The sequence below is a fragment of the Klebsiella grimontii genome (assembly GCF_042137965.1).
Taxonomy (GTDB): domain Bacteria; phylum Pseudomonadota; class Gammaproteobacteria; order Enterobacterales; family Enterobacteriaceae; genus Klebsiella; species Klebsiella grimontii.
Map to the genome: position 1 here is coordinate 299917 of NZ_CP169721.1, position 25082 is coordinate 324998.

At 54.4% G+C, this 25082-nt stretch carries 23 protein-coding genes and 1 riboswitch; of the genes, 6 read left to right on the top strand and 17 right to left on the bottom strand.

The annotated features are described in order from the left end of the window. Positions 1-16: 16 nt before the first annotated feature. On the bottom strand, positions 17-1216 hold the full coding sequence (locus tag ACE3MN_RS01360; RefSeq protein ID WP_375364237.1) for an NAD(P)/FAD-dependent oxidoreductase: 1200 nt from the start codon (positions 1214-1216) through the stop codon (positions 17-19). Between the two features lie 231 nt (positions 1217-1447). Here ACE3MN_RS01360 and ACE3MN_RS01365 point away from each other — a divergent pair, with 231 nt between their 5' ends. Beyond that, a complete protein-coding gene (locus ACE3MN_RS01365; RefSeq protein ID WP_004134715.1) occupies positions 1448-1951 on the top strand; it encodes an RrF2 family transcriptional regulator in 504 nt (167 codons plus the stop codon). Positions 1952-2038: 87 nt separating this feature from the next. Here the strand turns inward: ACE3MN_RS01365 and dtpB are convergent, their stop codons facing one another. Beyond that, the gene (dtpB, locus tag ACE3MN_RS01370) at positions 2039-3487 is read right to left on the bottom strand and encodes a dipeptide/tripeptide permease DtpB (protein WP_236039641.1); all 1449 of its coding nucleotides are present in this window, start codon (positions 3485-3487) and stop codon (positions 2039-2041) included. 286 nt (positions 3488-3773) lie between these two features. Then, positions 3774-4211 (bottom strand): universal stress protein UspA, encoded by a 438-nt coding sequence (uspA, locus tag ACE3MN_RS01375; protein WP_004106650.1) that lies wholly within the window; start codon positions 4209-4211, stop codon positions 3774-3776. A 380-nt stretch (positions 4212-4591) separates the two neighbouring features. Here uspA and uspB point away from each other — a divergent pair, with 380 nt between their 5' ends. Continuing rightward, the gene (uspB, locus tag ACE3MN_RS01380; protein WP_004126267.1) at positions 4592-4927 is read left to right on the top strand and encodes a universal stress protein UspB; all 336 of its coding nucleotides are present in this window, start codon (positions 4592-4594) and stop codon (positions 4925-4927) included. A 68-nt stretch (positions 4928-4995) separates the two neighbouring features. Here the strand turns inward: uspB and pitA are convergent, their stop codons facing one another. After that, on the bottom strand, positions 4996-6492 hold the full coding sequence (pitA, locus tag ACE3MN_RS01385) for an inorganic phosphate transporter PitA (protein WP_224232926.1): 1497 nt from the start codon (positions 6490-6492) through the stop codon (positions 4996-4998). A gap of 229 nt (positions 6493-6721) precedes the next feature. On the opposite strand from pitA, the gene ACE3MN_RS01390 reads away from it, so the two are divergent. After that, the gene (locus tag ACE3MN_RS01390) at positions 6722-7918 is read left to right on the top strand and encodes an NAD(P)/FAD-dependent oxidoreductase (protein WP_154975483.1); all 1197 of its coding nucleotides are present in this window, start codon (positions 6722-6724) and stop codon (positions 7916-7918) included. A 33-nt stretch (positions 7919-7951) separates the two neighbouring features. Here ACE3MN_RS01390 and ACE3MN_RS01395 read toward each other — a convergent pair whose 3' ends face one another. The 5 genes from ACE3MN_RS01395 to ACE3MN_RS01415 form a co-directional block, all read right to left on the bottom strand. Next, positions 7952-9835: a sigma 54-interacting transcriptional regulator gene (locus ACE3MN_RS01395; protein ID WP_375364238.1), complete on the bottom strand. Its 1884-nt coding sequence runs from the start codon at positions 9833-9835 to the stop codon at positions 7952-7954. A gap of 140 nt (positions 9836-9975) precedes the next feature. Next, entirely contained in the window at positions 9976-11139 is a 1164-nt protein-coding gene (locus ACE3MN_RS01400; RefSeq protein ID WP_004134742.1) for a metallo-dependent hydrolase, read from the bottom strand. 12 nt (positions 11140-11151) lie between these two features. Next, a complete protein-coding gene (locus tag ACE3MN_RS01405) occupies positions 11152-12546 on the bottom strand; it encodes a DASS family sodium-coupled anion symporter (protein ID WP_024359797.1) in 1395 nt (464 codons plus the stop codon). 66 nt (positions 12547-12612) lie between these two features. Further along, the gene (locus ACE3MN_RS01410; protein WP_004106638.1) at positions 12613-13311 is read right to left on the bottom strand and encodes an RraA family protein; all 699 of its coding nucleotides are present in this window, start codon (positions 13309-13311) and stop codon (positions 12613-12615) included. A gap of 10 nt (positions 13312-13321) precedes the next feature. Further along, positions 13322-14275, bottom strand: a complete 954-nt coding sequence (locus ACE3MN_RS01415; protein ID WP_004134748.1) for a hydroxyacid dehydrogenase — start codon at positions 14273-14275, stop codon at positions 13322-13324. Between the two features lie 331 nt (positions 14276-14606). Here ACE3MN_RS01415 and ACE3MN_RS01420 point away from each other — a divergent pair, with 331 nt between their 5' ends. Further along, positions 14607-14939 carry a LysR family transcriptional regulator gene (locus ACE3MN_RS01420; RefSeq protein ID WP_071830703.1) on the top strand — a complete coding sequence of 111 codons (333 nt, stop codon included), beginning with the start codon at positions 14607-14609 and terminating at the stop codon, positions 14937-14939. Here the strand turns inward: ACE3MN_RS01420 and ACE3MN_RS01425 are convergent. The 8 genes from ACE3MN_RS01425 to ACE3MN_RS01460 all read right to left on the bottom strand — a co-directional run bounded on the left by ACE3MN_RS01425 (position 14905) and on the right by ACE3MN_RS01460 (position 22936). Then, complete coding sequence (locus tag ACE3MN_RS01425) at positions 14905-15918, bottom strand: magnesium transporter (protein WP_024359800.1); 1014 nt, start codon at positions 15916-15918, stop codon at positions 14905-14907. The two genes, ACE3MN_RS01420 and ACE3MN_RS01425, sit on opposite strands and share 35 nt — an antisense overlap. Positions 15919-15974: 56 nt before the next feature. Next, positions 15975-16158, bottom strand: a riboswitch (M-box (ykoK) riboswitch). A 164-nt stretch (positions 16159-16322) separates the two neighbouring features. Further along, on the bottom strand, positions 16323-16739 hold the full coding sequence (gene nikR, locus ACE3MN_RS01430; protein ID WP_004134751.1) for a nickel-responsive transcriptional regulator NikR: 417 nt from the start codon (positions 16737-16739) through the stop codon (positions 16323-16325). Between the two features lie 5 nt (positions 16740-16744). Beyond that, on the bottom strand, positions 16745-17515 hold the full coding sequence (nikE, locus tag ACE3MN_RS01435) for a nickel import ATP-binding protein NikE (protein ID WP_004134753.1): 771 nt from the start codon (positions 17513-17515) through the stop codon (positions 16745-16747). Next, positions 17515-18276, bottom strand: coding sequence for a nickel import ATP-binding protein NikD (gene nikD / locus ACE3MN_RS01440; protein ID WP_024359803.1), 762 nt, complete (start codon positions 18274-18276; stop codon positions 17515-17517). The genes nikE and nikD overlap by 1 nt, the downstream gene beginning before the upstream one ends. Then, a complete protein-coding gene (gene nikC / locus ACE3MN_RS01445; RefSeq protein ID WP_004134761.1) occupies positions 18276-19109 on the bottom strand; it encodes a nickel ABC transporter permease subunit NikC in 834 nt (277 codons plus the stop codon). The genes nikD and nikC overlap by 1 nt, the downstream gene beginning before the upstream one ends. Next, positions 19106-20050: a nickel ABC transporter permease subunit NikB gene (nikB, locus tag ACE3MN_RS01450; RefSeq protein WP_004134764.1), complete on the bottom strand. Its 945-nt coding sequence runs from the start codon at positions 20048-20050 to the stop codon at positions 19106-19108. Before nikB ends, nikC begins: the two co-directional genes overlap by 4 nt. Beyond that, positions 20050-21618, bottom strand: coding sequence for a nickel ABC transporter substrate-binding protein (gene nikA / locus ACE3MN_RS01455; RefSeq protein WP_082237869.1), 1569 nt, complete (start codon positions 21616-21618; stop codon positions 20050-20052). The genes nikB and nikA overlap by 1 nt, the downstream gene beginning before the upstream one ends. Before the next feature lie 457 nt (positions 21619-22075). Beyond that, entirely contained in the window at positions 22076-22936 is an 861-nt protein-coding gene (locus tag ACE3MN_RS01460) for a LysR family transcriptional regulator (protein WP_024359805.1), read from the bottom strand. A gap of 97 nt (positions 22937-23033) precedes the next feature. On the opposite strand from ACE3MN_RS01460, the gene ACE3MN_RS01465 reads away from it, so the two are divergent. Together ACE3MN_RS01465 and arnB are read left to right on the top strand one after the other, a co-directional pair. Further along, positions 23034-23540, top strand: coding sequence for a phenolic acid decarboxylase (locus ACE3MN_RS01465; protein ID WP_024359806.1), 507 nt, complete (start codon positions 23034-23036; stop codon positions 23538-23540). A gap of 401 nt (positions 23541-23941) precedes the next feature. Then, a complete protein-coding gene (arnB, locus tag ACE3MN_RS01470; protein ID WP_131930662.1) occupies positions 23942-25081 on the top strand; it encodes a UDP-4-amino-4-deoxy-L-arabinose aminotransferase in 1140 nt (379 codons plus the stop codon). The last annotated feature ends 1 nt before the right edge of the window (position 25082 follow it).

The following is a 25082-nucleotide window of genomic DNA, read 5'->3' on the forward strand; positions in this document are numbered from 1 at the left end:
GGCAGGGGATGTTTATTTATACAAACGGGGCAAGCGGGTCGGCAGTCTCGAACGCCACCGCTTTATCGGCTTGTGGCGGATAAATCAGCTCGCTGACGATCGACATCTTGAGTTTTTTCGCTTCGGCGCGCGTCAGTTTCACCTGCTGATCCCAGCCCTCGGTGTAAACCGCGCCCCATTCGCCCAGATCCAGACAGGTGACGTACATCTCCTGACGATACGGCAACGGTTCAACGTTCAGCAGGCTTGCAGCCGCGTTATTCCCGGCAAACTTGCCCAGCAGAATCGCGTGCTGGCAGGTCATTAACGCGTGATTACCCTTATCATCGATGGCGGCATAAGCCACGTCGCCGGTGGCATAAATGTCTTCATGCCCCACAACCTGAAGATTAGCATTCACGTGCAGACGACCCTGACGGTCGCGCGGGGTGTCGATCTGTGCCGTTAAGCCGTTAGCCTGAACGCCAACGGTCCATATGACCGTCTGTGATGCAATCGTCCGACCCTCTTTCAGCGTCACACCAGAGCTATCAACGTTCTCCACTTCGGCATTGACCAGCCACTCGACGCCCAGCTCTTCTGAAGCCTGAATAATCACCTCGCGTAGCTCATCGCTGAAGCGTGAGCCTGGCTGCGGGCCTCGCTCAACTACGACAATTCTGGTCTTAGCATCGGCGCCGAGAATTGCCCGCAGACGACCCGGTAGCTCCAGCGCCATCTCAATACCGGTGAAGCCGCCGCCGCAGACCACCACGGTATTACGTGCCGTGCTCTCTGGCTGCCGGGCCAGATCTTGCAGATGCTGCTCCAGTACGGTAGCGCTTTCCAGTTGATCGAGGTCGAATGCGTACTCTGCGGCTCCGGCGACCGTACTGCGATTGACCTGGCTGCCGCTGGCCAGCACCAGGCGGTCGTAGCGATGCTGGCGCATTTCACCGTTGGCATCTTTCCAGCTTACCTCTTTGGAGGCCGTAAGGATTTTCTCAACCGTGCCGCGCAGGAAAGTCACCCCGGTGACGTCGAACAGCGGTTGCAGTGGCGCAACCAGCGTTTGAACGGCGCTTTCATAAAAACGCGGGCGCACACGCAGTTCAGGCTGTGGCGCAATCACCGTAATATCAATGTCCTGCTGATTTTTATCCGCCAGACGTGCGGCGCTCAGCGCTGCCCACATACCGGCAAAGCCAGCGCCCACGATCAGAATTTGTTTACGCATTGGAGTTTCTCACTGGTAACGATGAAATATTTACTCGGATTTTATTGGTCGTAGTTTAGAAATGCAATGTGATTTCAGCTGAACGGATTGCTTTGTGCGTTGTTTTATAATTATCTATTTGATATTTAATTAATTATATATCCAATAATCGTGGCTTGGCTCTGACTGTCTGGAATCTGTATTTTTAAAAAGCTACAATGAACTCAGATTAATTTTGGCTGAGATAAGAGTATGGCATTCTACAGTTCCGGGGTTGAATACGGCATCCATAGCCTGATGTGTATGGTGGACAGCAAGGGCGATGCCCGCGACATGAGCGTACGTGAGATTGCTGACTTGCAAAGTGTGCCCTACGATTACCTGGCCAAAATTTTCACCCGTCTGTCAAAGGCCGGTTTGGTACGCAGCATCGAGGGTAAGGGCGGCGGTTTTCAGCTGGCGAAAGCGGCTGAACACATTACGGTTCTCGACGTGGCGAACGCCATTGATGGTGATAAACGGATTTTTGAATGCCGTGAAATTCGCCAGCGTCTGGCGGTATTTGAGGAGCAGCCTCCGCAGTGGGCTTGTGAAGGCATTTGCGGCGTGCGCTCGGTGATGGATATGGCGCAGCAGCGGATGGAGGAGGCTTTAGGCCAGCACACCATCCTCGATCTGGCGCGTAAAATGTACCGCAAAGCGCCGGATACTTTTGTGGTTGAAGTGCAGGACTGGATTGCCGCGCGAAAAGCGTAGTCGCCGGAACCGCCCGATAGCGCAAGGCTCATCGGGCGCGCGCAAAGAAGGCCGGATAAGGCATTAGCCGCCATCCGGCAATGATAATTACTGTTTGGTATCCGGTGTATTAATCATCCGGTTTAGCCACGGCACCATGATCGCCATGACCACCGTTACGCCCAGGGTCACCAGACCGATTTTGCTGAAGACATCGGTATAAATCGGCAGCGTCTGTAGCGGGTCGGTAATAGTGTCCGGTACGGCGGTGAAGGTCGCGACGTAGCCGCCCAGCAGAAACGCGGCGGCCTGCGTCAGGAACCACATCCCAAGAATAAAGCCCATCAGATGCTGCGGTACCAGCGCGGCGACCATCGCCAGCCCCAGAGCGCTAATCAGCAGTTCCCCCAGGCTCTGGAACAGATAGACCAGCACGATAAACCACGGCGAGGTCAGCCCCTGGGCATCGGCAAACCACATTCCCGCCGCGGCGGCCGTCAAAAAACCCAGCGCGCACAGGAACATCCCGAGGGTGAACTTCATCGGCATGGTCAGATCTTTGCCCTTATTGCCCAAACGCGTATAGATAGCGGCGAGGATCGGGCTGGCCACCACCACCCAGAACGGGTTTAGCGCCTGGAAACTCACCGGATTAATCGCGAAGCCGAGAATTTCATGGTGGACGTTGTTGATAGCAAAGAAGTTGAGCGAGGTGGGCATCTGCGCGTACAGAATATAAAACAGCACCGCCTCCAGCATCAGGATAAAGGCGACGAACATTTTGTTGCGCCCGGTCTTATCAAGCTTGAAGGCCTCGCGGAAGAAGAAAATCGTCACCACCACCGAGAGGATAATCAGCACCAGGTTGGCAATTTTGACGTTATGCATCAGCCAGGCGCAGACAAAAATCATGACCACCGTTCCGGCCAGCACGTACAGCAGGTTGCGCAGGCTTAGCGGCCTGCGGTCCGGCTCAGAACCGATATCCTTCACCATCCCTCGACAGGCGAAGTAAACCAGCAGGGCGACGATCAGCCCCGCGCCGCACAGGTTGTAGGTCACCGCGTAGCCGAACTTATCGGCAATTACCGGCGCCAGCGAGAGCGACAGCAGCGAACCGATATTGATCGACATATAAAACAGCGTGAAGGCGCCATCCAGGCGGGCATCTTTTGGCGGATAGCACTTGGAGAGCAGGCTCGCCGGGTTGGCTTTAAATAGCCCGTTTCCCACCGCAATGGTCCCCAGTGCGATGAAAATCAGATTGGGTTGGTGCAGCGACAGACCGGTCATAAAGTAGCCTGCGGCCAGCACAATCGCGCCAAGTACCAGCGTGCGTTTAGTGCCGAGCAGGTGATCGCCGACATAGCCGCCGATGGAGATAAGGCCGTAGACCAGCGCGGCAAACGCGCCAAAGGTAATAAACGCCTGCTCCTGAGAAAAGCCAAGCTGTTTAACAAAGAATACGGCCAGGATGCCCTGAACGCCGTAATAGCCAAATCGCTCCCATAGTTCCACAAAAAAGATCATGAAGAATGGGCGAGGTTGCTGCAGCAAGCCTGTCGGTGCGGTTGAATTCATCTTTCTTCGCCTTTAAGTCCTGTCCGGAAAAGTATGAACGCGTATGCCAAAACGCGCTGAAAAAGCTTTATTTTGCGTAATGATATGATGTTTATGGCTGTTAACAAATTATTATATGGGTAAATTGCCTGTGAAATGGTTGATCAATCTGGCATTGTGGCAATTATTTGGACGTATGTGCTTTTTATGCGGCGGGTGAGGCGAGAAACAAAAACGCCCGCGTTAGCGGGCGTTGGTCATCAGCGGATTAAATAACGTCCTGTTATTCCTCTTCTTCGTCGCGCAGTGGGACAATCAGCATATCAACGTGAACGGTGTTGATAAGCTGACGCGCTGAGGACATCAGCTTGCTCCAGAAGTCCTGATGGTGACCACAAACCACCAGGTCCATATCATATTTTTTAATCGCATCAACCAGAACCTGGCCGAGATCGCCGCTGCCGCTGAGGGTTTCAGTGATCGGGTAGCCCGCGTTCGTCGACAGCTCGCTTAACGCGTGGTGAGTTTCTTCAGAGATGCGTTTCTGCATGTCGCCCAGATTGACGTCAATAAGGCCGGTGTAGAGATCGGAGTAATTCACATCCACGTGGATCAGGGAAACTTTTGCATTGTAGGGACGGGCCATAGAAACGGCTTTTTCTACCAGTACTTTGCTTTCCGGGGACAGGTCTACTGCAATAAGAATATGTTTGTAAGCCATAGTGTTACTCCTTCCATAAGTTGTCGATGACCGTTGGACCTGACAGCCAGCGCTGCCGCTTCGCCCGCGTCCTGCGTGCTACATTCGCGGGGGCTAGTCCTTAAGGACCTAATTGTAGAAGATATTTCTACCTTATAGCGCCCCTCGCGATCCGTCAATCCACCTTGTTCAGCGAATAGTTAAACAAATATATCCGACTTATGCATTGATAATGATTAACGTTGTGGTAAAAAAATTAACTGATCTCCTACACTATTTAATGAGCCGGTCGGATAAATAAACGTGATCGGAATCGCACTCTTTTACTGTACAGTCGGTTTGCTATTGGGGAGCGGTAGTCCCGGAGGGAGCCTCCGAGGACGGGTCGCCGGGGAGGAGGTATGATCAGCACTATTGCGCTGTTTTGGGCCCTGTGTATCGTATGTGTAGTGAATATGGCACGCTACTTCTCGTCGCTGCGTGCATTGCTTGTTGTGCTACGTGGTTGTGACCCTTTGCTCTATCAATATGTCGACGGCGGCGGTTTTTTTACGTCGCACGGGCAGCCCAGCAAACAGATGCGCCTGGTGTGGTATATCTACGCTCAGCGCTACCGCGATCACCATGACGATGAGTTTATCCGCCGCTGCGAGCGGGTTCGTCGGCAGTTTATCCTCACCAGCGCGCTATGCGGCTTGGTGGTGGTCAGCATGATTGCCCTGGCTATCTGGCACTAGCTTTACGGCAGGCAAAAAAAACGGGCCAGTTTCCTGACCCGTTTGTCTCTCTTCTGACTGATACCCGCTTAGATAAACTGTAGCGAGAGCCAGTACAGCGCACCGGACAGCAGAATCGCTGCGGGCAGGGTGAGCACCCAGGCCATCAGGATGCTGGTGACGGTTTTCTTCTGCAGGCCGCCGCCATCAACGAGCATCGTCCCCGCTACCGAGGAGGAGAGCACGTGGGTGGTGGAAACCGGCATCCCGGTATAGCTCGCCAGACCAATCGATACGGCTGCGGTCATCTGCGCTGACATACCCTGCGCATAGGTCATCCCTTTCTTACCGATTTTCTCGCCGATAGTGGTCGCCACGCGACGCCAGCCGATCATGGTGCCGATTCCCAGCGCCAGAGCAACCGCCATAATAATCCAGATTGGCGCATACTCGATGGTGCTCAGCATATCGGTTTTCAGCTTCTTCAGTAGACGCTTATCGTCAGCATTCACTTCCGGCAGTTTAGCCACTTTATCGGTGGTGTCGGAGATGCAGAGCATAATACGGCGCAGATGGCTACGCTGCTCAACGGAGAGCGTGTCGTAGCTTTCGGTACCGGCCAGCATCGTCTTCACGCGGTCAAGCGCGTTGATGGTGTTTGCCGGGTGGCAGTGAAACTCGCCGTTAGCGGCGGCCCCTGCGTCCGGAGACGGAACGAGCTGCTCGGCGCCGGTCGCTTTCTTCAACAGCTCAGGGCGCTGCTGGAAGAAGGTTTCCACGTTGTTGACCGCATCGCGGGTACGGGTGATTTCGTAGCCGGAAGCGTTCATATTGACCACGAAGCCCGCCGGGGCAACGCCAATCAGCACCAGCATCACCAGGCCAATGCCTTTCTGGCCATCGTTCGCGCCGTGGGAGAACGCGACGCCAATGGCGGACAGAATTAGCGCAATACGCGTCCAGAACGGCGGCTTTTTCTTGCCGTCTTTCTTTTCACGCTCGGCGGGGGTCAGGTGGATACGGGCGCGTTTTTTGGTTCCGCTCCAGTAGCGACGCAGAATGAAAATCAGGCCGCCCGCCACCACCAGACCTACGATTGGCGAGATGATCAGCGAGCCAAAAATACCCATGACTTTCGGGATGTTCAGCGCATCCACCACCGACGTGCCGGTCATCAGCGCATTGGTTAAACCAATACCGATGATCGCGCCGATCAGGGTGTGCGAGCTGGAAGCCGGAAGGCCGAAGTACCAGGTGCCGAGGTTCCAGATGATTGCCGCCAGCAGCATGGAAAAGACCATGGCGAGGCCATGCGCTGAACCCATGTTAAGCAGCAGGTCGGTCGGCAACATATGCACGATGGCATAGGCTACGCTGAGACCGCCCAACAGAACGCCGAAGAAGTTAAAAAGAGCCGCCATCGCCACAGCAAGCTGCGACCGCATTGCGCGTGTGTAGATCACCGTTGCAACAGCGTTTGCGGTATCATGAAAACCATTGATCGCTTCGTAAAAAAGCACGAAAGCCAGAGCAAGCAATAATAATAGCCCGGTATGTAAATCCAGACCGGCAAATAAATGTAGCATAGGACGTTACGCCATTTTGAGGACATGAACGCGGCGCATTATCAGTGACTTTCGCGGCGCGGGCAAAGTGAAATATAGACTTTTTTTGATTTTCTTCCTGTTTAAGTTTTACCTTGTTGGGAGTATTCCTATATCTTTCAATGAGGTACAGAAATCTGTTTTTTTCAGGCTGGTGCGACCAGAGTGAAAAATTTACAATTCCCGACAATCGGGATATGAGGAATGTTGTGTGGAAAGGTTTGATGCCATCGTAATCGGCGCCGGAGCGGCGGGAATGTTTTGTGCGGCGCAGGCGGGGCAGGCAGGTTGCCGGGTGCTGTTACTCGATAACGGCAAAAAGCCCGGGCGTAAAATCCTGATGTCTGGCGGTGGCCGTTGCAACTTTACTAACATGTATATCGAACCCGCGGCATATCTCAGTCAAAACCCGCATTTTTGCAAATCTGCGCTGGCGCGCTACACCCAGTGGGACTTTATCGATCTGGTGGGCAAATACGGTATTGCCTGGCATGAGAAAACCCTGGGCCAGCTTTTCTGCGATGATTCCGCCGAGCAAATCGTTAACCTGCTGCTGGCCGAGTGTGAAAAAGGCGGCGTGGAAATTCGCCTGCGCAGCGAAATTGTCAGCGTTGAGCGGGATGATGAGGGCTACACGCTGCAGCTTAACGGCGAGACGGTGGCGGCGAAAAAGCTGGTGGTCGCCTCCGGCGGGTTATCCATGCCCGGTCTGGGCGCTTCGCCGTTCGGCTATAAGCTTGCCGAGCAGTTTGGCCTGAAGGTGCTGCCGACCCGAGCGGGCCTGGTGCCGTTTACCTTGCATAAGCCGCTGCTTGAACAGCTGCAGGTGCTTTCCGGGGTGTCGGTACCGTCGACCATCACGGCGGAAAACGGTACCGTCTTCCGGGAAAATCTGCTCTTTACCCACCGTGGGCTGTCCGGACCGGCGGTATTGCAAATTTCCAGCTACTGGCAGCCGGGAGAATTCGTCAGCATCAATCTGCTGCCGGATTGCCATCTTGATGACTTCCTCGACGAGCAGCGCGCGGCGCATCCCAATCAAAGCCTGAAAAACACCCTCGCGATGCAGCTGCCGAAGCGGCTGGTTGAGTGCTTACAGCAGCTGGGCCAGCTTCCGGATATCACCCTGAAACAGCTTAACGTTCGTGAGCAGCAGGCGCTGGTGGAGACGTTGACCGCATGGCGCGTCCAGCCGAATGGCACCGAAGGCTATCGCACGGCGGAGGTGACCCTCGGCGGCGTCGATACGAATGAGCTCTCTTCGCGCACCATGGAAGCCCGCAGGGTGCCCGGTCTGTACTTTATCGGCGAAGTGATGGACGTTACCGGCTGGCTGGGCGGCTATAACTTCCAGTGGGCGTGGGCATCAGCCTGGGCTTGCGCGCAGGCTTTAGCGGAACAGAAATAATTCCTGCTCTGTATCAGCAGACCCGGCTCCGCCTTATCCGCTGATATTGTGCTGCTTTAATTTGCGCCATAGGGTCGTGGGGCTGATGCCGAGCATCACCGAGGCTTTGGTCCTGTCCCCGTCGGTTTTTTCTATGACATGGGTAATCAGCCGTTTCTCTTGTTTCTTTAATAAATCGGTTTCATCTGATGTCACGCCCGTGGCCGGGAGGTGAGAGCCCTCATTGTCGTCATCCGGCGATATTTGACTGACCTGCAGCAAAATCTCTTTGCTCACTCGATCAATATCCACCAGGACGATGAGTCGGTAGATCACCGCCTGGAGTTCACGAATGTTGCCAGGCCAGCGATAACCATGCAAAAAATCCACCGCATCGGGGGTAAAGGTGATTTGCTTACCCTGTTGATGAAGCAGGTGCTGAATCAACGGCATGATATCGCCCGGTCGCTGGCATAAGGCCGGTAGACTCAACTCAAGAATATTGATTCGATAGTACAGATCCTGCCTGAACTCACCGCTGGCGACGAGCGGGCGTAGATCCTTATTGCTGGCGGTGATCAGGCGAAAATCGGCGGTAATAAGCGTATCGCCGCCGAGACGAGAAAACTGCTTCTCCTGCAATACGCGCAGCAGTTTGACCTGTACCGATAGCGGCGCTTCGCTGATTTCATCGATAAACACCGTGCCGTTCATCGCCATTTCAAACACCCCCGGTTTTCCGCCCTTACGCGCGCTGGTAAATGCGCCGTCGGCATAGCCAAAGAGTTCGCTTTCCAGAATACCCTCAGGGATGGCCGCGCAGTTAATCGCGATAAAAGGGCTATGGCTTCTGGCGCTATGGTTATGAATACTCTGGGCGAAAAGCTCTTTGCCCGTGCCGGTATCGCCCAAAATATGGATGGGAAGTTCATGGCGGGCGCACAGTTTGGCTTTTTTTATGACATCGAGTATTGCTGGAGACTGACCAATAATATCATCGAAAGACCAGGTGGTGGAAAAACCGCGGAGCTTACTTTTTTTGTTGACGCTGTTTTGCCAAAGCGTACTCTCCTGGCTTAACCCCGTAATAACGGCATAAGATATTTTTCGGTTAGAAAAGTGGCGCACGGAAATATGAATCGTTACGCCGTTGATGTCTATAGCCTGCTCTTTGATGTTTAATTCATTAATAATGCTGGCGTAGATCTCTTTAAAAGCTTCTTTTTTGAATATTTTATCTCCAGCTTGACATTGGAATAATGCCACGCCGGTGGCGTTGATATTGATAATTTCACCAAGCTGATCGATGCACATAATACCTTCACGCGCCTGATTCAATGCTGAGTGGCTCATGATCAGTTTGCTGTGTTCTCGATTAATGTATTTCAATAAACTGTGAGCTTCATTGATGGCCTGCTCAATGGAAATATTATCGGTATCACCCATAATAGCATTGAGGTGATATTTTTGCGCCATTTCAGCAACGGTCAGCCCGCCGATTACGGTATGATAATTATTCTCCGAAAGATTTTTTATAACATTTTCAATATCGTGATGGTTGTAAACCTGGCAAATTTTAAACTCTTCATTAGTCATGTTTTGGTAATGGCGTAAGGCGCTACAAAACTGCGGGAAACCAACGGCGGCAATTTTTTGCGATTTGCTGTTGGCTTCCTGTAAGATGCGATAAACGCCATGGAAATCATGGGCGATTTCAATGACAGGGATAGTAATGTTGCTACGCAAAAGTGCGGCGGTACCGCCCCGGCTAATAATTATCTTAGTGCCGGATTGAATCATCTCATGGGCTTTATCGAGAACATCTGAATAACGAAATTCAAATACGGGGATATCGAGTTTCCTTTCAATAAGGACATTCATAATTCGTTGGGTTATTGTCCTGGAAACTGAAAAGATAACAATTTCATTATTATTCATGCATTATTCTCACAGACATCAGGGTAGGCAAGTCTTAGTATATGATGAGAGCGAGGAGAATCAATGAGGGAAGTCATATTATGCGTGATTCAGAATAAAAGCCTTACGCCGATGTAGACGTAAGGCTTAATAATTAGCGATTAGAAGCGCAGGCGGCGGTAGACAATTTGACCATTACACAGGGTAGCGCAGTTATCAATGTAACGGTCGCCTTCAATTTTAACGCCCTGAGTATCTTCAAAAACAATCTTCTCTTTTTGCAGTTTAACAATCGAAACGTCAGCAAAAGCGCCGGGCGCCAGGGTACCAATTTGCCCCTGCATCTTCATCAGGCGAGCGGGCGTAGCGGTTACCGCGCGAACAACATCGAAGAAGGACATTCCCATGTTGAGATATTTCGACATGACGTGGAGTAGGCTGTAAACCTTATCCGTCCGTAAGCTATTTCGCAAAGTGAGATCGGTACTGATGATATCCGGATAAAATCCTTGCTCCATGGCGGTTCTGGCAACGTGAAAATCAAAGTGGGCCACGCCGTTTGAACAGTCAAAGATAACGCCCCGGGACTGCGCCTCTTTTATCGCCGCATAGACCTCGCCCTGTTCATTAAGAATCGAGTGGCCGGTGCCGTGGAAGCAGTGCGCATAAATATCATCGGCATTAAAATAGCGGATCAGTTCATCGGCGCAGAGAAGAGAATCCGTGACGTGAACGCAAATCGTGGTATCGAGTTTACGCGCCAGGGAGACGGTAGAGAGAAGCGGGTCGCTGGCGTACTGTTTCCCTTTGGCGATATCCTGGCTGTAGCGTAGTTTCAAGCCGAGAATATTGTCTCTGTTGCCATTCAGCGTTTGCGCTATCTTCTCCTCGTTGTAATTTGCCGGATTGGTATTTTCCAGATAACCGGTCGGCCCGCCGCCGAGGGTAGAAAGCCCAACGTTGACCACGTTCAAATAGCTTTTGATTTTCACCATGGCAGGATGAATCACGCTATTGCGAAAAAGCTGATAATTTACCCAGCCGCTGCTGCCGGCATCGACCATACTGGTGACCCCATTAGGCAAGCATACGATATCAGGGTTAACGCTGATGGCGGTTCCGCCATGAAAAACATGGCCATGGAAGTCGATTAAGCCAGGCAGCACGATACAACCCGCGGCATCAATCACCGTTTCGGCCTGCAAATCATCAACGGCATTCAAGTCAACGATACGATCGCCGATGATGCCAATATTGCGATTAATATAATCGCGGCTATCAAGATCGGCGACCAGACCATTTTTAATCAGAATATCCAGTTTCATTTTATGCTCCTGTTAAATGCCAATAAACTTCCAGTAGGGTATGCCGATCAGGAAAAAGATTAATACGTTGACCACCACCATGATGGTGCCCAGCATCCAGAACGTTTTTTGTGGGACGTAGCCGCTGGAGAACGTAAATACGCCGGCGCCATTGCCATAATGCGTAAGCAATGCGCCATAGCCTGCGGAGAAGGCCAGAGATAGCGCCACGTACATAGGATGCGCCTGAGTCGTCATTCCCAGGGTAAAAAGTACCGGGTAGAATGAGACGACGAACGCGCTATTAGAGACAAAGAAATAGCGGACGGCAAGGCTGATAAAGACCAGCACGGCAATCGCGCTGATTTCATTCAGGTGTGACAGGTCGAGATAGTTTTTGATGACGTCGACCAGGAAGACATAGAACCCGCCTTTTGATAGCGCAACCGCGCACCCATAAAACGCGCCGTACCAGACGAAGGTCTGCCAGGCCGATTTTTCGCTCACCACGTCATTCCAGCTCAGTACGCCGAAAAGCAGCAGGCAGGCGAGGAAAGCCAGGCCGACGGGAATAAAGGCGATACCGGTGATGGAACCCGTCATCCAGCCGAGTACGCCCAGAATAAAGAATACGATCAGCAGCTTCTCTTCTCGTTTTACCGGACCGAGCTCACGCAGACCCTTCTCGGCAATTTCATTGACGTTATCGATAACTTTCAGTTCTGGCGCGTAGATTTTATACAGTATCCACGGCGCGAGCAGCAGCACCAGTCCGGCTGGCACTACGGCGGCTTTAAACCAGGTCATCCATTCGAGATTCACTTTCATGATCTCGTTGGCCAGCGAGACGGTAATTGAGTTGGTCGCCATCCCCGTCAGAAACAGGCTGGAGGTTCCCATTGAGACGACGTACATCAGGATGGTCAGATAGGCGCCGATTTTCCGGCTACCGTCGTCGGGCTTCGAGCCCAGCGCTTCGGCGATATTCCTGAAGATGGGATAGGTAATGCCTCCGGAACGGGACATATTTGAACCCGTTGCCGGGGCCAGTACGGTATCCGTCACCATCATCAGATAACCCAGGGTGAGGGTATTTTTACCGTAGCGTTTTAGCAACAGATAGGCGATACGTTTACCCAGACCGGTAATGACAAACGCTTTGCAAATAATAAAGGCGCTGATGATAAACCAGACCATCGGGCTACCAAAACCCGCAAACAGAGGAGCAGGGTCGAGAACCAGAGAGGCAAACCCGAGAATAATCAGCATAATGACCGCATCGGTAAACGGACGTAAAACCAGTCCGCACAGCATCGCCAGATAGATGCCAACCATGTGCCAGGTCGGTGCGGCGACGCCTTCCGGGTGCGGTATTATCCAAAATAAAACGGGAAAAAAGATAATGGGCAAGAGTTTTAAATAAAGCATTTTTATTACCTTTGCTTTAAAGCCACGGCCCGTCAGGGCACCGCGGCCTGATATTATTTAATCAAATTAACGATACATGTCGTCGATAAACTCAACGCCTGTCTCATCCAGTGATTTTTTGACCCAAAGGCGATTCGCGGTGCCGTTTTTCGCGGCCTCTACTTTGCTGGCATCGAATTTTGCATAATCTTTGGCTTTATTTAGTACGGCTTCTGCGTCACCGAGGGGGATAACAATCACGCCATCCGCATCGCCGACGATCAGGTCGCCCGGACAAACCGCGACGCCGCCAACGGCGATCGGCGTGTTCACCTCGCCCGGACCTTGTTTAAACGGGCCTGCGGGGTTGGAGCCGGTGGCGAACAGCGGAAAATCGAGAACCGACAGCGCATCGATGTCACGGATTGGCCCGTCCAGCACGATACCGGCGACTTTCTTCATGCAGTGGGCGTAGGCCACCATGATCTCGCCCATTAGCGCTCGCGAACGGTCGCCTTCGTTGGAGACCACAATCACATCGTTCTCACCCGCCATATCCAGCGCGGCGTGCAGCATCAGGTTATCGCCCGCGCGAACTTTTACGGTGATGGCGAAGCCCGCCATAATCGGTTTTTTCGGCGAAGAAATACGTTTAATCCCGTTACCCAGTACGGCAATACGATTCATGGTGTCAGCAATATTCGCCGCCGGGAGCTGTTCAAATTCTTTAAGAAGATCGACGCTGCAGGCCGGACGTTTTAAAAAAATACGGTTACCAATAGTCATGTTTTTCTCCTTAAAAACCCGGGACCGGCCAGGACGGTTTCTTACCGGATAAGACTTCATCAATGCCAATTGCGGAATGGAGCGAGGCTCTGTCGGTCGCTTCGATAGTGGCGGCGCCAATGTGCGGGGCAATCACGATATTGCTTAGCGAGAAAATCGGATCGTTGGCATCAAACGGCTCTTTCTTTAAGACGTCCACGCCCGCTCCGGCGATAGCGTGGGTGCTCAAGGCGTGATACAGCGCTTTTTCATCAACCAGCTTTCCGCGTGCGGTATTAATGAAGTAGGCGCTGGGCTTCATCATGGAAAACTGTTTCTCACCAACAAAATCGGTGGTTTCCGCGGTCGTCGGGCAGTGCAGAGAAACGAAGTCGCTCTCTGTGAAAATACGGTCAAAATCGTCGGTAAGCTCTACGCCTTCGGGGATCTGCTGCTGGGTTTTATACGGATCGTAGGCGATAACTTTCATATTAAAGCCATGCAGCGCTTTGATTGCCACGCGTGAACCGATATTTCCCACGCCAATCAGGCCCAGCGTTTTACCATCCAGTTCCACTTTTGGCGTGCGCAATTTTGCCCAGTAATAATCTTCAAGCATCTTTTCCTGTACCAGCTTGAAATTACGCGAGCAGTGCAGCATATAAAATATGGCCAGTTCGGCAACGGACATGCTATTAGCAATTGGCGCATTTAATACGACTACGCCGTGACGTTTCGCTGACTCCAGATCGACCGTATCGTAACCGGCACCGTGTCGTGCAACGACTTTCAGCTTTTTAGCCGCCTCAAATACGCGATCGGACATTTTTGAAAGGCGTACGATAATACCGTCGCAATCTCCGATGTCGCGAATGATATCTTCTTCTTCCATCCCTGAGCCGTTAATCAGTTGATAACCTCGGCTTTCCAGATATTCTCTTCCTTCCGCCATAATTTCCTGCGGGAGTAAAATTTTGTACGTCATTTAACTATCTCCAGTGTTGATTACGTGGAGGTAATTGCATGGCGTGTGCCATAAATTAATTCAGGCAGGATGTTTTTCATAATTGCCTGATAAATATGATTATTTTGTTTTTTGCTTCGCTGGCTTTTGGTGATGTCCTTCACATCCTCGCACACCGCCTCGAGGTCGTGTATTTAATAATGAAATGGCTGAAATGCATAATTAAATGCACGATCGGTCAGCTTCACACTTTATTTTATTTGTATGGCGGAGGGACCGTTTGTACCGATTGACATTGCGTGCCGGACAACTTAAAACGTAACCAAAGGTTTGATCAGGAGGAATTTTGGCAATGAATAAATCACAGGTGGAGATATTCATGCTGATGGTTCGGGAGGGGAGTATTCATATTGCATCGCAGCGGTTGGGTATTGTGCCTTCGTTGATAACAACCAGCGTATGTGCGCTTGAAAATGAACTGGGTTTTAACCTGATTACGCGCGGCAGGAATATCAGAAAAGTTACTCTAACGGAGAAAGGGCACGCTTTTTACCGGCTTGCTCCAGAATTACTGAGATTACTCAATGCGATTGCGGATATTCGCGCGGGAATAAAACGGCCCGGCGAGTCTTCACCGCCGGGCAAAATAATCAGTTCAGCCCGAGAAAATACTGGGCGATTTTAAAATAGATAATTAATCCGGTACCGTCGATGAGGGTGGCGATAAAAGGCGCTGAGACCACCGCCGGGTCGATGCCGAGGCGCTTAAGCGTCAGGGGGATCACCGACGACACCACCGCGCTCCACAGAGTGATGCATACCAGCGTCAGGCTGACAATCAGGGTGATCTCCATGCCGATACCCATCATCCAGGCGCGAAGGCAGCCCGCCAGGCCGAGCGTAATTGCGATCAGCAGCGAGGTTGAAACTTCTTTACGGATCACGCGTCCCATATCGCGCAGCCGCACTTCCCCGAGCGCCATCGAACGCACAAGCGTAGAGGTTATCTGCGTTCCGCTGTTGCCGCCGGTACCAATCAGCAGTGGAATGAAAAAGGCCAGCGCGATAGCCGATTCCAGCGCCTCTTCAAAATGCTGTAACACGCTGCTGGTGTAGGCTTCGGCGACAAAGAGCAGCAGCAGCCATACCGAACGTTTTTTCCATAGCGCCCACGGGCTGGTTTCCAGATAGGGCTTTTCCAGCGGCAGCGTCGCCCCCTGGCGCTGAGCATCCTCGGTTACGTCATCTTCCAGCAGATGCGCAATCTCTTTTTCCATCAGGCAGCCGACCAGCTCGCCCTTTTCGACTACCGGCACCAGATCGAGCCCGCGCTCGCCGAGTTCGGCGACAACCTGCGGGCGCGGATCGTCGGGCCTGACGCGAAACAGGCAGCTATCCATTAAATAACGAATGGATTGCGCGGTATCGCTCTCCTGCAGCAGCTTTTTTATCGATAAACTGCCGCGCAGTTTTTTTCCGGCGACGACAAAAACCTGGCCGGGGATCTCATCGCTGGCCAGCTGAGAAACGAACAGCTCACGGGCTTCATGCACGCTGAGATGTTCCGGCAGGGTGATGAAATCGGTACGCATGTACTGGGCGATCGCGTCGCCGTCGAAAGCTGAGGTGGCGTGGCGTGCGGCGCACAGTTGAATGGAAGACATGGTTTAATTCCCTATAAAAAATCACTCATAGGGGCGAACAAGACAGGATGAGCACAGGCAGATCCCTACGTCCTGGTTTTAGCACTGCACAACGTATCTGTCCGGCATGAACGCCGTCAGAAGTTACCTTGGCAACACCTTGATTCGATGGAAGCCTGTATTTCCCTGAGTGGTCTCTCTCGATACCAACAGGGCGGTAACTTATGTTTATGCAGGAGCCTCGCCATAACGAGATCGTTAAATGAGGCGTGATTATTAGCGAAGAGAGATAATTCACCAAGCGTATAATTCATATGGTTTATTAATGGTTGAGAAAAACCGCTACGAGGCGCATGGGCCAACGAGCCAGCATGATCGCATTAGCCCGCTCGCGAGTTAAAAAGCCGTTTATCGCCGCGCACAGTTTATGAGTGGGGGGATTCCTTCTCCGTCGGCAGGCATTGCAAATGGCCGTGGCGCACGCCGCGCTGGGCGATAACATCATCGGCAAAATGCTGAACGTCGCCCATGTCCCCCTTCAGCACGGCAATTTCCAGACAATCGTCATGATTAATATGCACATGCAGAGTGGCGACGGAGAGATCGTGATGGTGATGCTGGGTGGAGACTAAACGGCTGGCGAGATCGCGCTTTTCATGCTCGTAAACATAGGAGAGCACTGCGAAGCCCTGGATACCGTGCTCCTGAGTGGTTTCCTGGACCAGCGCGCCGCGCAGAATATCGCGGATCGCTTCGGAACGGTTGTTGTAGCCGCGGCGCTGGCTGAGGTTATCCAGCGTGTCGAGTAAATCGTCGTCGAGAGTAATGGTAATACGTTGCATCTGGCTTAAACCTTATTTCTGCGCACGGGAAAGGCGGGAAGTACCGCATTTTGTAACACGCGACCGGCGTCAGAGGAAAAAGTTAATGCGTCGCCCACGGCCTGTGTCTCAACGATTTGCCCCTCATCCATCACCATCACCCGCTGACAAAAGCGCTCTACCAGGCGTAAATCGTGGGTGATAAACAGGCAGGCGGTGCCGAATTGTTGCTGGAGATTTTTGAGCAGACGAATAACGCCCGCCTGGATCACCAGGTCGAGGTTAGAAACCGCCTCATCAAGGATCAGTAACTTCGGTTCTACCGCCAGCGCCCGCGCCAGGCAGACGCGCTGCAGCTGTCCGCCGCTCAGCTGCGGGGGGCGCTTATCCAGCACGCTATCGTCGAGATCCACCGCCTTGAGCATTGCGCTGGCACGGGCCAGCTGCTCCGCTTTGGTCAACGACAGCAGATGACGCATAGGTTCACGCAAAATCTCGCGTACGGTTTTACGCGGATTGACCGCGCTGATGGCGTCCTGAAACACCATCTGAATATCCCGCCGGAACGCCTTTTGCTTAGCGCGATTGAGCCGGCAGAGCGGTTCTCCCCGCCAGCAGACGCTGCCCTGAGTGGGCGATTCCAGGCCAACGAGCAGGCGCGCCAGGGTGCTTTTCCCGCAGCCGCTGCGTCCCAGCAGAGCCACGGTTTCGCCGCTTTTCAGCGCCAAAGAGACCTCTTTTAGTACCTTTAAATCGGTATATTGATGGCTAATCGCGGATACGCTCAGTAATGTCATCAGGCCAGCTCCAGACCATAGAGGGCGAGATGCGCCGCCACCAGACCGCGGGTGACGCTGTGCTGCGGGGCGCGAAACAGAGAGTCAACATCGCCCTGTTCTACAATGCAGCCGTTATCCATCACCGCCACATCGTCCGCCAGCCGCGCCACGACGCCCATATCATGCGTCACCAGCAGCATCCCGGGTCCGCGGTTTTGCATAATATTAACCAGCAGATCGAGAATGCGCGCCTGGGCCACCGCGTCGAGATCGGTGGTGGGTTCGTCGGCAACGATAAACGGCGCATCGCACAGCAGCGCCATGGCAATCATCATCCGCTGCAGCATGCCGCCGCTCATCTCAAATGGGTATAACTTCAGCACGCGCGGCGCGTTCTCCAGCCCGACGGCCTCCAGCGCCGCAATAAGCGTGGCGTCGTCTGCTGCTTTACCCAATGCCCGGCAGGTTTCCCGCGCGTGATCGGCCATTGTCCGCAGCGGATTAAAAGCGCTGCGCGGGTTCTGCATAATGGTGGCGATTTTGCTGCCGCGCAGCGCGCAGGGAGAAACCGGCTTGCCGTCGGCAAGAATGGTTCCCGCTGTTTGCCGCACGCCGGGAGGCAAAATGCCCAGCGCTGCGGCACAGGTCAGCGATTTGCCACTGCCGCTGCCGCCAACCAGCGCCAGCACGCGCCCACGTTTGATCGTCAATGAAACGCCGTGCACCAGCGCACGCTCAGCCTGTAAGACGATGTTTTGCAGTTCAATGTGTTGCGGCATCAGTGGGCGTGCTCCGCGATCAGGTGGGGATCCAGGCGATCGCGCAGCGCGTCGCCCACCATGTTGAAGGCCATGACGGTGATAAACAGCGCCAGCCCCGGCCAGAACATTTGCAGCGGCTGGGTCCAGATATACTGGCGGGCGTCATTAATCATCACTCCCCATTCGGCGGTGGGCGCGGTGACGCCGAGGCCGAGAAACGACATCCCGGCGACGTGCAGCATCATATGCCCGATATCCAGGGTCGCCAGCACCAGCAGCGAGGGGAGCACCGCACCGGCAAGATGGTCGATAAATACCCGAATATGGCCCGCGCCGGAAAGCCGCGCGGCGAGCACAAACTCGCGCTGGCGCAGGGAGATCGTCAGGCTGCGCACCATCCGCGCATACCACGCCCAGTGCGACAGGGCGATGGCGATAATCACGTTGGTCAGCCCGGTTCCCAGTACCCCTACCATAAAGAAAGAGAGGATTGAGGTCGGGAAGGTCATAAACATATCCGCGACGCGCATGGTGGCCTGATCGACGCGGCCGCCGATAAGCCCGGCGCTGCCGCCGACGATGAGCCCCAGCGCCAGCACCAGCAGTAGGCAGGCCATTACCGAGCCAAGCGATACGCGGGTCGCCGCCAGCAGGCGCGAGAAGATATCGCGCCCCAGATGATCGGTGCCGAGCCAATGCTGGCCGCCGGGCGGCAGCAGGCGCGAAGGCAGATCGATGGCCTGCGGATCGTACGGCAACCACCACTGACTGGTGAGGGCAACGATCGCCAGCAGGGCGATGATGAGCAAAGATATGCGGACTGACCCGCGTGAAGAGAAGAAAAAGTTCACGAGCGCGCTCCTTCATGGCGGCGAATGCGCGGGTCCAGCGCGGCGTTCAGTAGATCAACCATCAGGTTACAGACCACAAAAACGATCACCATCATCAGGGTAAAACACTGAATGACCGGGTAGTCGCGGTTAAAAATCGCCGAGACGGCGTAGCGACCCACGCCGGGCCAGGCAAAGATATTCTCGATAATCATCGTGCCGCCAATCAGCTCGCCGATATGCATTCCCACGGCGGTAATCATCGGCAGCGAGGCGTTGCGCAGAATATGGCGACGCTCGGTTTGCTTAGCGTTCAGGCCGCGCAGTCTGGCCCAGGTTACGTGACGCTGCCCGGCGACTTCCAGCATGCTGGCGCGCAGCAGACGGGCGTTGATCGCCAGCGACATAAAGGCAATCGACACCGCCGGCAGAATGATGTGCCGCCAGCCGCCATAGCCCATCGCCGGTAGCCATTGCAGGTAAACCGAAAAGAACATTACCAGCAGGAAAGCCAGCCAGAAGTTGGGCATCGACACGCCGAGAAAGGCGATGATCCGCACAATAAAATCCGGCAGGCGGTCGCGGTGGCGCGCCGCCCAGATGCCGAGCGGCACGGAGGTAAGGAGGATCAGCACCAGCGCGGCACCGGCTAGCTGCAGGGTGGCGGGCAGAAAGCTCAGCATGTCATCCAGCACCGGACGCTGGGTGGCGAACGAAACGCCAAAATCCAGCTGCAGCGCCCGCCACAGCCAGCTGCCGTACTGGATGATAAGCGGTTGATCCAGCCCCAGCATCGCGCGGGTCGAGGCTACCATCTCCGGCGTCGGCGGCAGGTTCGACAGGCGCAAATAGTCGAGCGCCGGGTCGCCGGTGCCCAGGCGGAGCATCAAAAAAATAATCACCGAAGCGGCGAAGATCATCGGTATCAGCAGCGCGACCCGCCGCAGCGCGTAGCGTAACATCAGGGTTTCACCGGCTTAATCTGTTCAAACGGAATTTCAGACGCGATCGGCGCATAGGGGATCGCGCCCAGCTCCGGCCTGGCGACCACCATCATCGAGACGTAGCTGATGGGCAGGTAGACGGCATCGTTGTGCAGACGCGTCAGAATGTCGCGATACAGCGCCTGACGCTGCGTTTCATCGCGGGTTTCCAGCACCTCGCCAATCTCTTTATCAATAACCGGTTTGTCGGCTAAACCCTGCTGCGCCTGAAAATCGGCGTGCGACGGCACGCGCATTGAACTCATAAAGGCGTGCGGATCGTACGGCGCGCCCCAGGTGCGGTTGAAAATCATGCCGAAGCGACCATCGCGCTGACGGGCATAAATACTGCTTTCTTCCTCGCCGGCCAGCGCCACGTCGACGCCAACCTGGCGCATATCGGCCTGAATGATTTCGGCCATCGATTTGCTCAGCGCGTCGGTGCCGATAAACGACAGCTCAACGCGCAGCGGCTGGCCGTTTTTCTCGCGAATATCTTTCCCTGCAGGCAGTACCCAGCCCGCTTTTTCCAGCAACGTCTTCGCCTGCTGCGGATCGTAGCGACGCGGCTTCAGGCCAATATCGGCATAGGGCACGGTGGGGGCGAACAGCGTATCGGCAACCTGCTGGGTGCCGTACAGGGCGTTATCAATCAGCGATTTTTTATTCACCGCGTAGTTCAGCGCTTCACGCACCGAGAGCTCGTTGGTGGGGGCTTTGGCGGAGTTCAGCGCCAGCATCACCGTTTCTATCGGCTGGGAAAGCTGGGTGCGGTAGGCCGGGTTGTGGCTGAAGCGGGCAAAGGTGTCGAGCGGCAGCAGCCCTTCGTTGCCGTAGAGCAGATCAATATCGCCGGTTTCAAACGCCACCGCGCGGGTGGTCGGGTCCGGGATCACCTTGACGGTAATCTTTTGAATGTGCGGCTTTTCACCCCAGTAGCGGTCGTTACGCACCAGCACGTCATACTGATTGAGTTTTGATTCCTTCAGTACCCACGGACCGGTGCCAATCGGCGCTTTAATGCCGCGCAGGGTCTCATTGTCTTTGAACTGCGACGGAGCGATAAAGCGGAAAGGACGCGGCAGCGACAGCTCCTGTAAGAACGGGTAATAGGCGCTTTTCAGGGTGATTTGCAGATGGCTTTTGTCGAGCGCTTTGACATCGACGATCTGATTGACCAGCTCCAGCCAGGCGTGGCGCTGGCGGTTATCGAGCACCACGCGAAAGTTCTCCGCCGCCGCAACGGCGTCAAACGCTTCGCCGTTGGAGAATGTTACGTCATCGCGCAGGGTGAAGGTCCAGACTTTGCCGTCCTCCGAGTGCCTCCAGCTTGTGGCCAGCCAGGGCTTCACCGAGCCATCCGCCTGATACTTCACCAGCGGTTCATACACCATGCTTTGGGCGTACATCTGATTGGGCGTGTAGAGGTGCGGGTTGAGCGGCCCCACGTTGACCGGCCATGCGGTGGTGATGTCATTCGGCGCGGCGCGGGCCAGCAAAGGAACGCAGGCGAGTAGCGCCAGCAGCGTGGTGCGGATAATAGACAAGGCTTTTTCTCAGCGACAGGAAAGTATGACGATTTTAATGATTCATCATACTTTCGGCGTAAGCTGGATCAATATAGCGCCTGAAAGTATAAGAAAACGATATCGCTCTTTTGGCTGTATGGGATGGCGAACCAGCCTGCAGCCCGGCTAAACGCAGCGCAAGCCGGGAAGCATCAGCTTCGGCACATTTCCCGGAGGCGATGCTGCGCATCTGTCCGGGCTACCGGCCCGCAGATGGCGGTGAACCTGTAGCCCGGGCAAGGCGCGCCAAGCGCCGCCCCCGAGAGCAGAGCGCAGAGAGGCAGAATGTCCCGCAGACGGCGGTGAACCTGTAGCCCGGGCAAGGCGCGCCAAGCGCCGCCCCCGGGAGCAGAGCGCAGAGAGGCAGAATGTCCCGCAGACGGCTGGGACTCTGTAGCCCGGCTAAGCGCAGCGCGAGCCGGGTAAAACAGGCCCATCAGGGCGTTCTGAACAGATCCAACAGCGTGGCGACCTGCTCATCAATAGGCGTTAAATCACGCTTCACGATCAGGTGCAGCGGCGTTGCCCGCCGCGCGCCGTGTCCCAGCGGCAGCGCTTTCAGCACCCCTTGTTGAAGCTGTGGGCGAATACGCTCTTCCGGCAGCCAGCCAAACCCAACCTGATACAGCACCGCATCGATGGCGGCATCAATAGTGGAAAACGTCCACGCGTCGCGGGCGGACTGCGGGTCGTTGCCGCGATCGGCGATGCGCACCAGCGGCCAGGGAGCCAGCGCGTTATCATCCAGCGGCCCTTCGAGGGCGGATAGCGGGTGATCGCGATGGGCGACGGCGACAAAATCAATATTCATCAGCCATTCGCCGCGGCCGGTAATATCCTGACGACGGGTCAGCACCATCACATCCGCCTCGCTGCGGGCCGGAAGCTCTTCCTCAACGTTTTCCAGCACTTCGGTCAGCCTGACCTGAGTTTGCGGGTAGCGCTGCTGAAACTGGCGCAGAATGGCGAACAGCCGTTCGCGTGGGAAAATGCTGTCGACCACCAGATCCAGCCGGGTCCGGGCGCCGTCACGCAGGGTAGCGGCATGGGTTTCGACGTAAGCGAAGGCCTGCAGCAGCGGCTTAACCTGACCGAGCAGCAGCTCGCCTGCCGGGGTCAGCACCGCGCGGCGTCCCGATGGCGTGAGCAGCGTGACGCCGAGGCGCTCCTGCAATAGGGCGAGATTATAGCTCACCGACGACTGGCTGCGGTGGGTCTCGTCCGCCGCCTTCGCGAAGCTACCCAGCTCGACCACTTTCTCCAGCAGCGCCCATTGTTCCAGCGTAGTCTTGTGCATAATCTATCTAAAAAATGAATGAGTTTAATCCAAACATAGCGTTATTCATCCATTTTTTAAAGCAGTATGCTTGTTCTCAACAAATAGAGGAGAACAGATTATGAGCACATTCGACAAACATGACCTGAGCGGTTTTATCGGCAAACATCTGGTTTATACCTACGATAATGGCTGGAACTACGAAATTTACGTTAAAAATGGCACCACCCTGGATTATCGCATTCACAGCGGTATCGTCGCGAATCGTTGGGTGAAAGATCAGCACGCTTACATCGTTCGCGTCGGCGAAAGCATCTACAAAATTTCCTGGACCGAACCGACCGGCACCGACGTGAGCCTGATCGTTAACCTCGGCGACAAACTGTTTCACGGCACCATCTTTTTCCCGCGTTGGGTAATGAATAATCCGGAGAAAACAGTCTGCTTCCAGAACGATCATATCCCGCTGATGGTCTCTTATCGTGAAGCTGGCCCGGCGTATCCGACAGAAGTGATTGATGAGTTCGCCACCATCACTTTTGTGCGCGATTGCGGCGCGGATAACGACGAAGTGATTAATTGCCCGGCTAACGAATTACCTGACAATTTTCCTGGCAACCTGTAATCATTTTGAAATAGTTTCGTGATTCGCCTGGATTTTTTATATTCCCTGAACGATGTTTAAAGATAGATTTATTAGAATCTGGTTGAGCATCCGTTTACTTTTCGCCAATGCGTTCCCGCTATTTCTCCGTCCGGCGGGAACGCTACAGCACCTTTTTTTACGATAAATTCCACTCTATCTAAATGATTTTTAACAAAATCATTATGCATATCTAATTAATATTAATTTCTTAATATTATCCTAAGCAAAGCTGACTAAATTTAATAACATCTGAATACAAAATAATGAAATGCGCCATCGGGCTGATTTCGCGTTCATTTTCATTTTGTTTAGGTCAGCAGGTGCAGGATATTTCTTATCGACCCCGTTTTTCGGCGGGTCATTGACAGAACAGGAACATGATGAGCGATTTTTTGCCGTTTTCGCGCCCGTCGATGGGCGACGCAGAGCTGGCTGCGCTGCGTGAAGTTTTGCAATCGGGCTGGATCACTACCGGACCGAAAAATCAGGCGCTGGAAGAGGCGTTCTGCACGTTAACCGGCAACCGCCACGCCATCGCCGTCAGTTCGGCGACCGGCGGCATGCACGTCACGCTGATGGCGCTGGGTATCGGTGCGGGCGATGAAGTGATCACCCCTTCCCAGACCTGGGTCTCCACGCTGAACATGATCTGCCTGCTCGGCGCGACCCCGGTGATGATCGATGTCGATCCCGACAATCTGATGATTACCCCCGAAGCGGTTGAAGCGGCAATCACCGCGCGAACCAAAGCAATTATCCCTGTGCACTATGCGGGCGCGCCGGCGGATATCGACGCCATTCGCGCGATTGGCGAGCGTCACGCTATTCCGGTGATTGAAGATGCCGCCCACGCGGCCGGGACGTACTACAAAGGCCGCCACGTCGGCTGGCGCGGTACCGCCATTTTCTCATTCCATGCGATCAAAAATATGACCTGCGCCGAAGGCGGGCTGGTGGTGACCGACGATGACGAGCTGGCCGCGCGTATTCGCAGCCTGAAGTTCCACGGCCTCGGCGTCGATGCTTATGACCGCCAGACCCTGGGCCGCGCTCCGCAGGCGGAGGTGATTTCGCCGGGCTTTAAATACAATCTCGCGGATATCAACGCCGCGCTGGCGCTGGTGCAGCTGGACAAGCTCGCCCACGCCAATCAGCGTCGCGCCGCCATCGCGCAACGCTATCTGCGAGAGCTAGCGGATACGCCCTTCAGGCCGCTGGTGGCGCCGTCGTGGGAGCATCAGCACGCCTGGCACCTGTTTATTATCCGCGTTGACGAAGCCGCCTGCGGCATCAGCCGCGATGCCCTGATGGAAAAACTGAAGGCCATGGGCATTGGCACCGGCCTGCACTTCCGCGCGGCGCATACGCAAAAGTATTACCGCGAGCGTTTCCCTGAAGTTTCATTACCGCATACGGAATGGAACAGCGCGCGCATTTGTTCCATCCCGTTGTTCCCGGATATGACCGACGACGATGTCACTCGGGTCATTTCCGCACTGCACCAGCTGTCAGGACGTTGAT

Excerpts from the sequence above, each read along its gene's own strand:
- ACE3MN_RS01360 (WP_375364237.1), bottom strand. The coding sequence starts at position 1,216 with ATGCGTAAACAAATTCTGATCGTGGGCGCTGGCTTTGCCGGTATGTGG.
- ACE3MN_RS01365 (WP_004134715.1), top strand. The coding sequence starts at position 1,448 with ATGGCATTCTACAGTTCCGGGGTTGAATACGGCATCCATAGCCTGATG.
- uspA (WP_004106650.1), bottom strand. The coding sequence starts at position 4,211 with ATGGCTTACAAACATATTCTTATTGCAGTAGACCTGTCCCCGGAAAGC.
- uspB (WP_004126267.1), top strand. The coding sequence starts at position 4,592 with ATGATCAGCACTATTGCGCTGTTTTGGGCCCTGTGTATCGTATGTGTA.
- pitA (WP_224232926.1), bottom strand. The coding sequence starts at position 6,492 with ATGCTACATTTATTTGCCGGTCTGGATTTACATACCGGGCTATTATTA.
- ACE3MN_RS01395 (WP_375364238.1), bottom strand. The coding sequence starts at position 9,835 with ATGAATAATAATGAAATTGTTATCTTTTCAGTTTCCAGGACAATAACC.
- ACE3MN_RS01400 (WP_004134742.1), bottom strand. The coding sequence starts at position 11,139 with ATGAAACTGGATATTCTGATTAAAAATGGTCTGGTCGCCGATCTTGAT.
- ACE3MN_RS01405 (WP_024359797.1), bottom strand. The coding sequence starts at position 12,546 with ATGCTTTATTTAAAACTCTTGCCCATTATCTTTTTTCCCGTTTTATTT.
- ACE3MN_RS01410 (WP_004106638.1), bottom strand. The coding sequence starts at position 13,311 with ATGACTATTGGTAACCGTATTTTTTTAAAACGTCCGGCCTGCAGCGTC.
- ACE3MN_RS01415 (WP_004134748.1), bottom strand. The coding sequence starts at position 14,275 with ATGACGTACAAAATTTTACTCCCGCAGGAAATTATGGCGGAAGGAAGA.
- ACE3MN_RS01420 (WP_071830703.1), top strand. The coding sequence starts at position 14,607 with ATGAATAAATCACAGGTGGAGATATTCATGCTGATGGTTCGGGAGGGG.
- ACE3MN_RS01425 (WP_024359800.1), bottom strand. The coding sequence starts at position 15,918 with ATGTCTTCCATTCAACTGTGCGCCGCACGCCACGCCACCTCAGCTTTC.
- nikR (WP_004134751.1), bottom strand. The coding sequence starts at position 16,739 with ATGCAACGTATTACCATTACTCTCGACGACGATTTACTCGACACGCTG.
- nikE (WP_004134753.1), bottom strand. The coding sequence starts at position 17,515 with ATGACATTACTGAGCGTATCCGCGATTAGCCATCAATATACCGATTTA.
- nikD (WP_024359803.1), bottom strand. The coding sequence starts at position 18,276 with ATGCCGCAACACATTGAACTGCAAAACATCGTCTTACAGGCTGAGCGT.
- nikB (WP_004134764.1), bottom strand. The coding sequence starts at position 20,050 with ATGTTACGCTACGCGCTGCGGCGGGTCGCGCTGCTGATACCGATGATC.
- ACE3MN_RS01460 (WP_024359805.1), bottom strand. The coding sequence starts at position 22,936 with ATGCACAAGACTACGCTGGAACAATGGGCGCTGCTGGAGAAAGTGGTC.
- arnB (WP_131930662.1), top strand. The coding sequence starts at position 23,942 with ATGAGCGATTTTTTGCCGTTTTCGCGCCCGTCGATGGGCGACGCAGAG.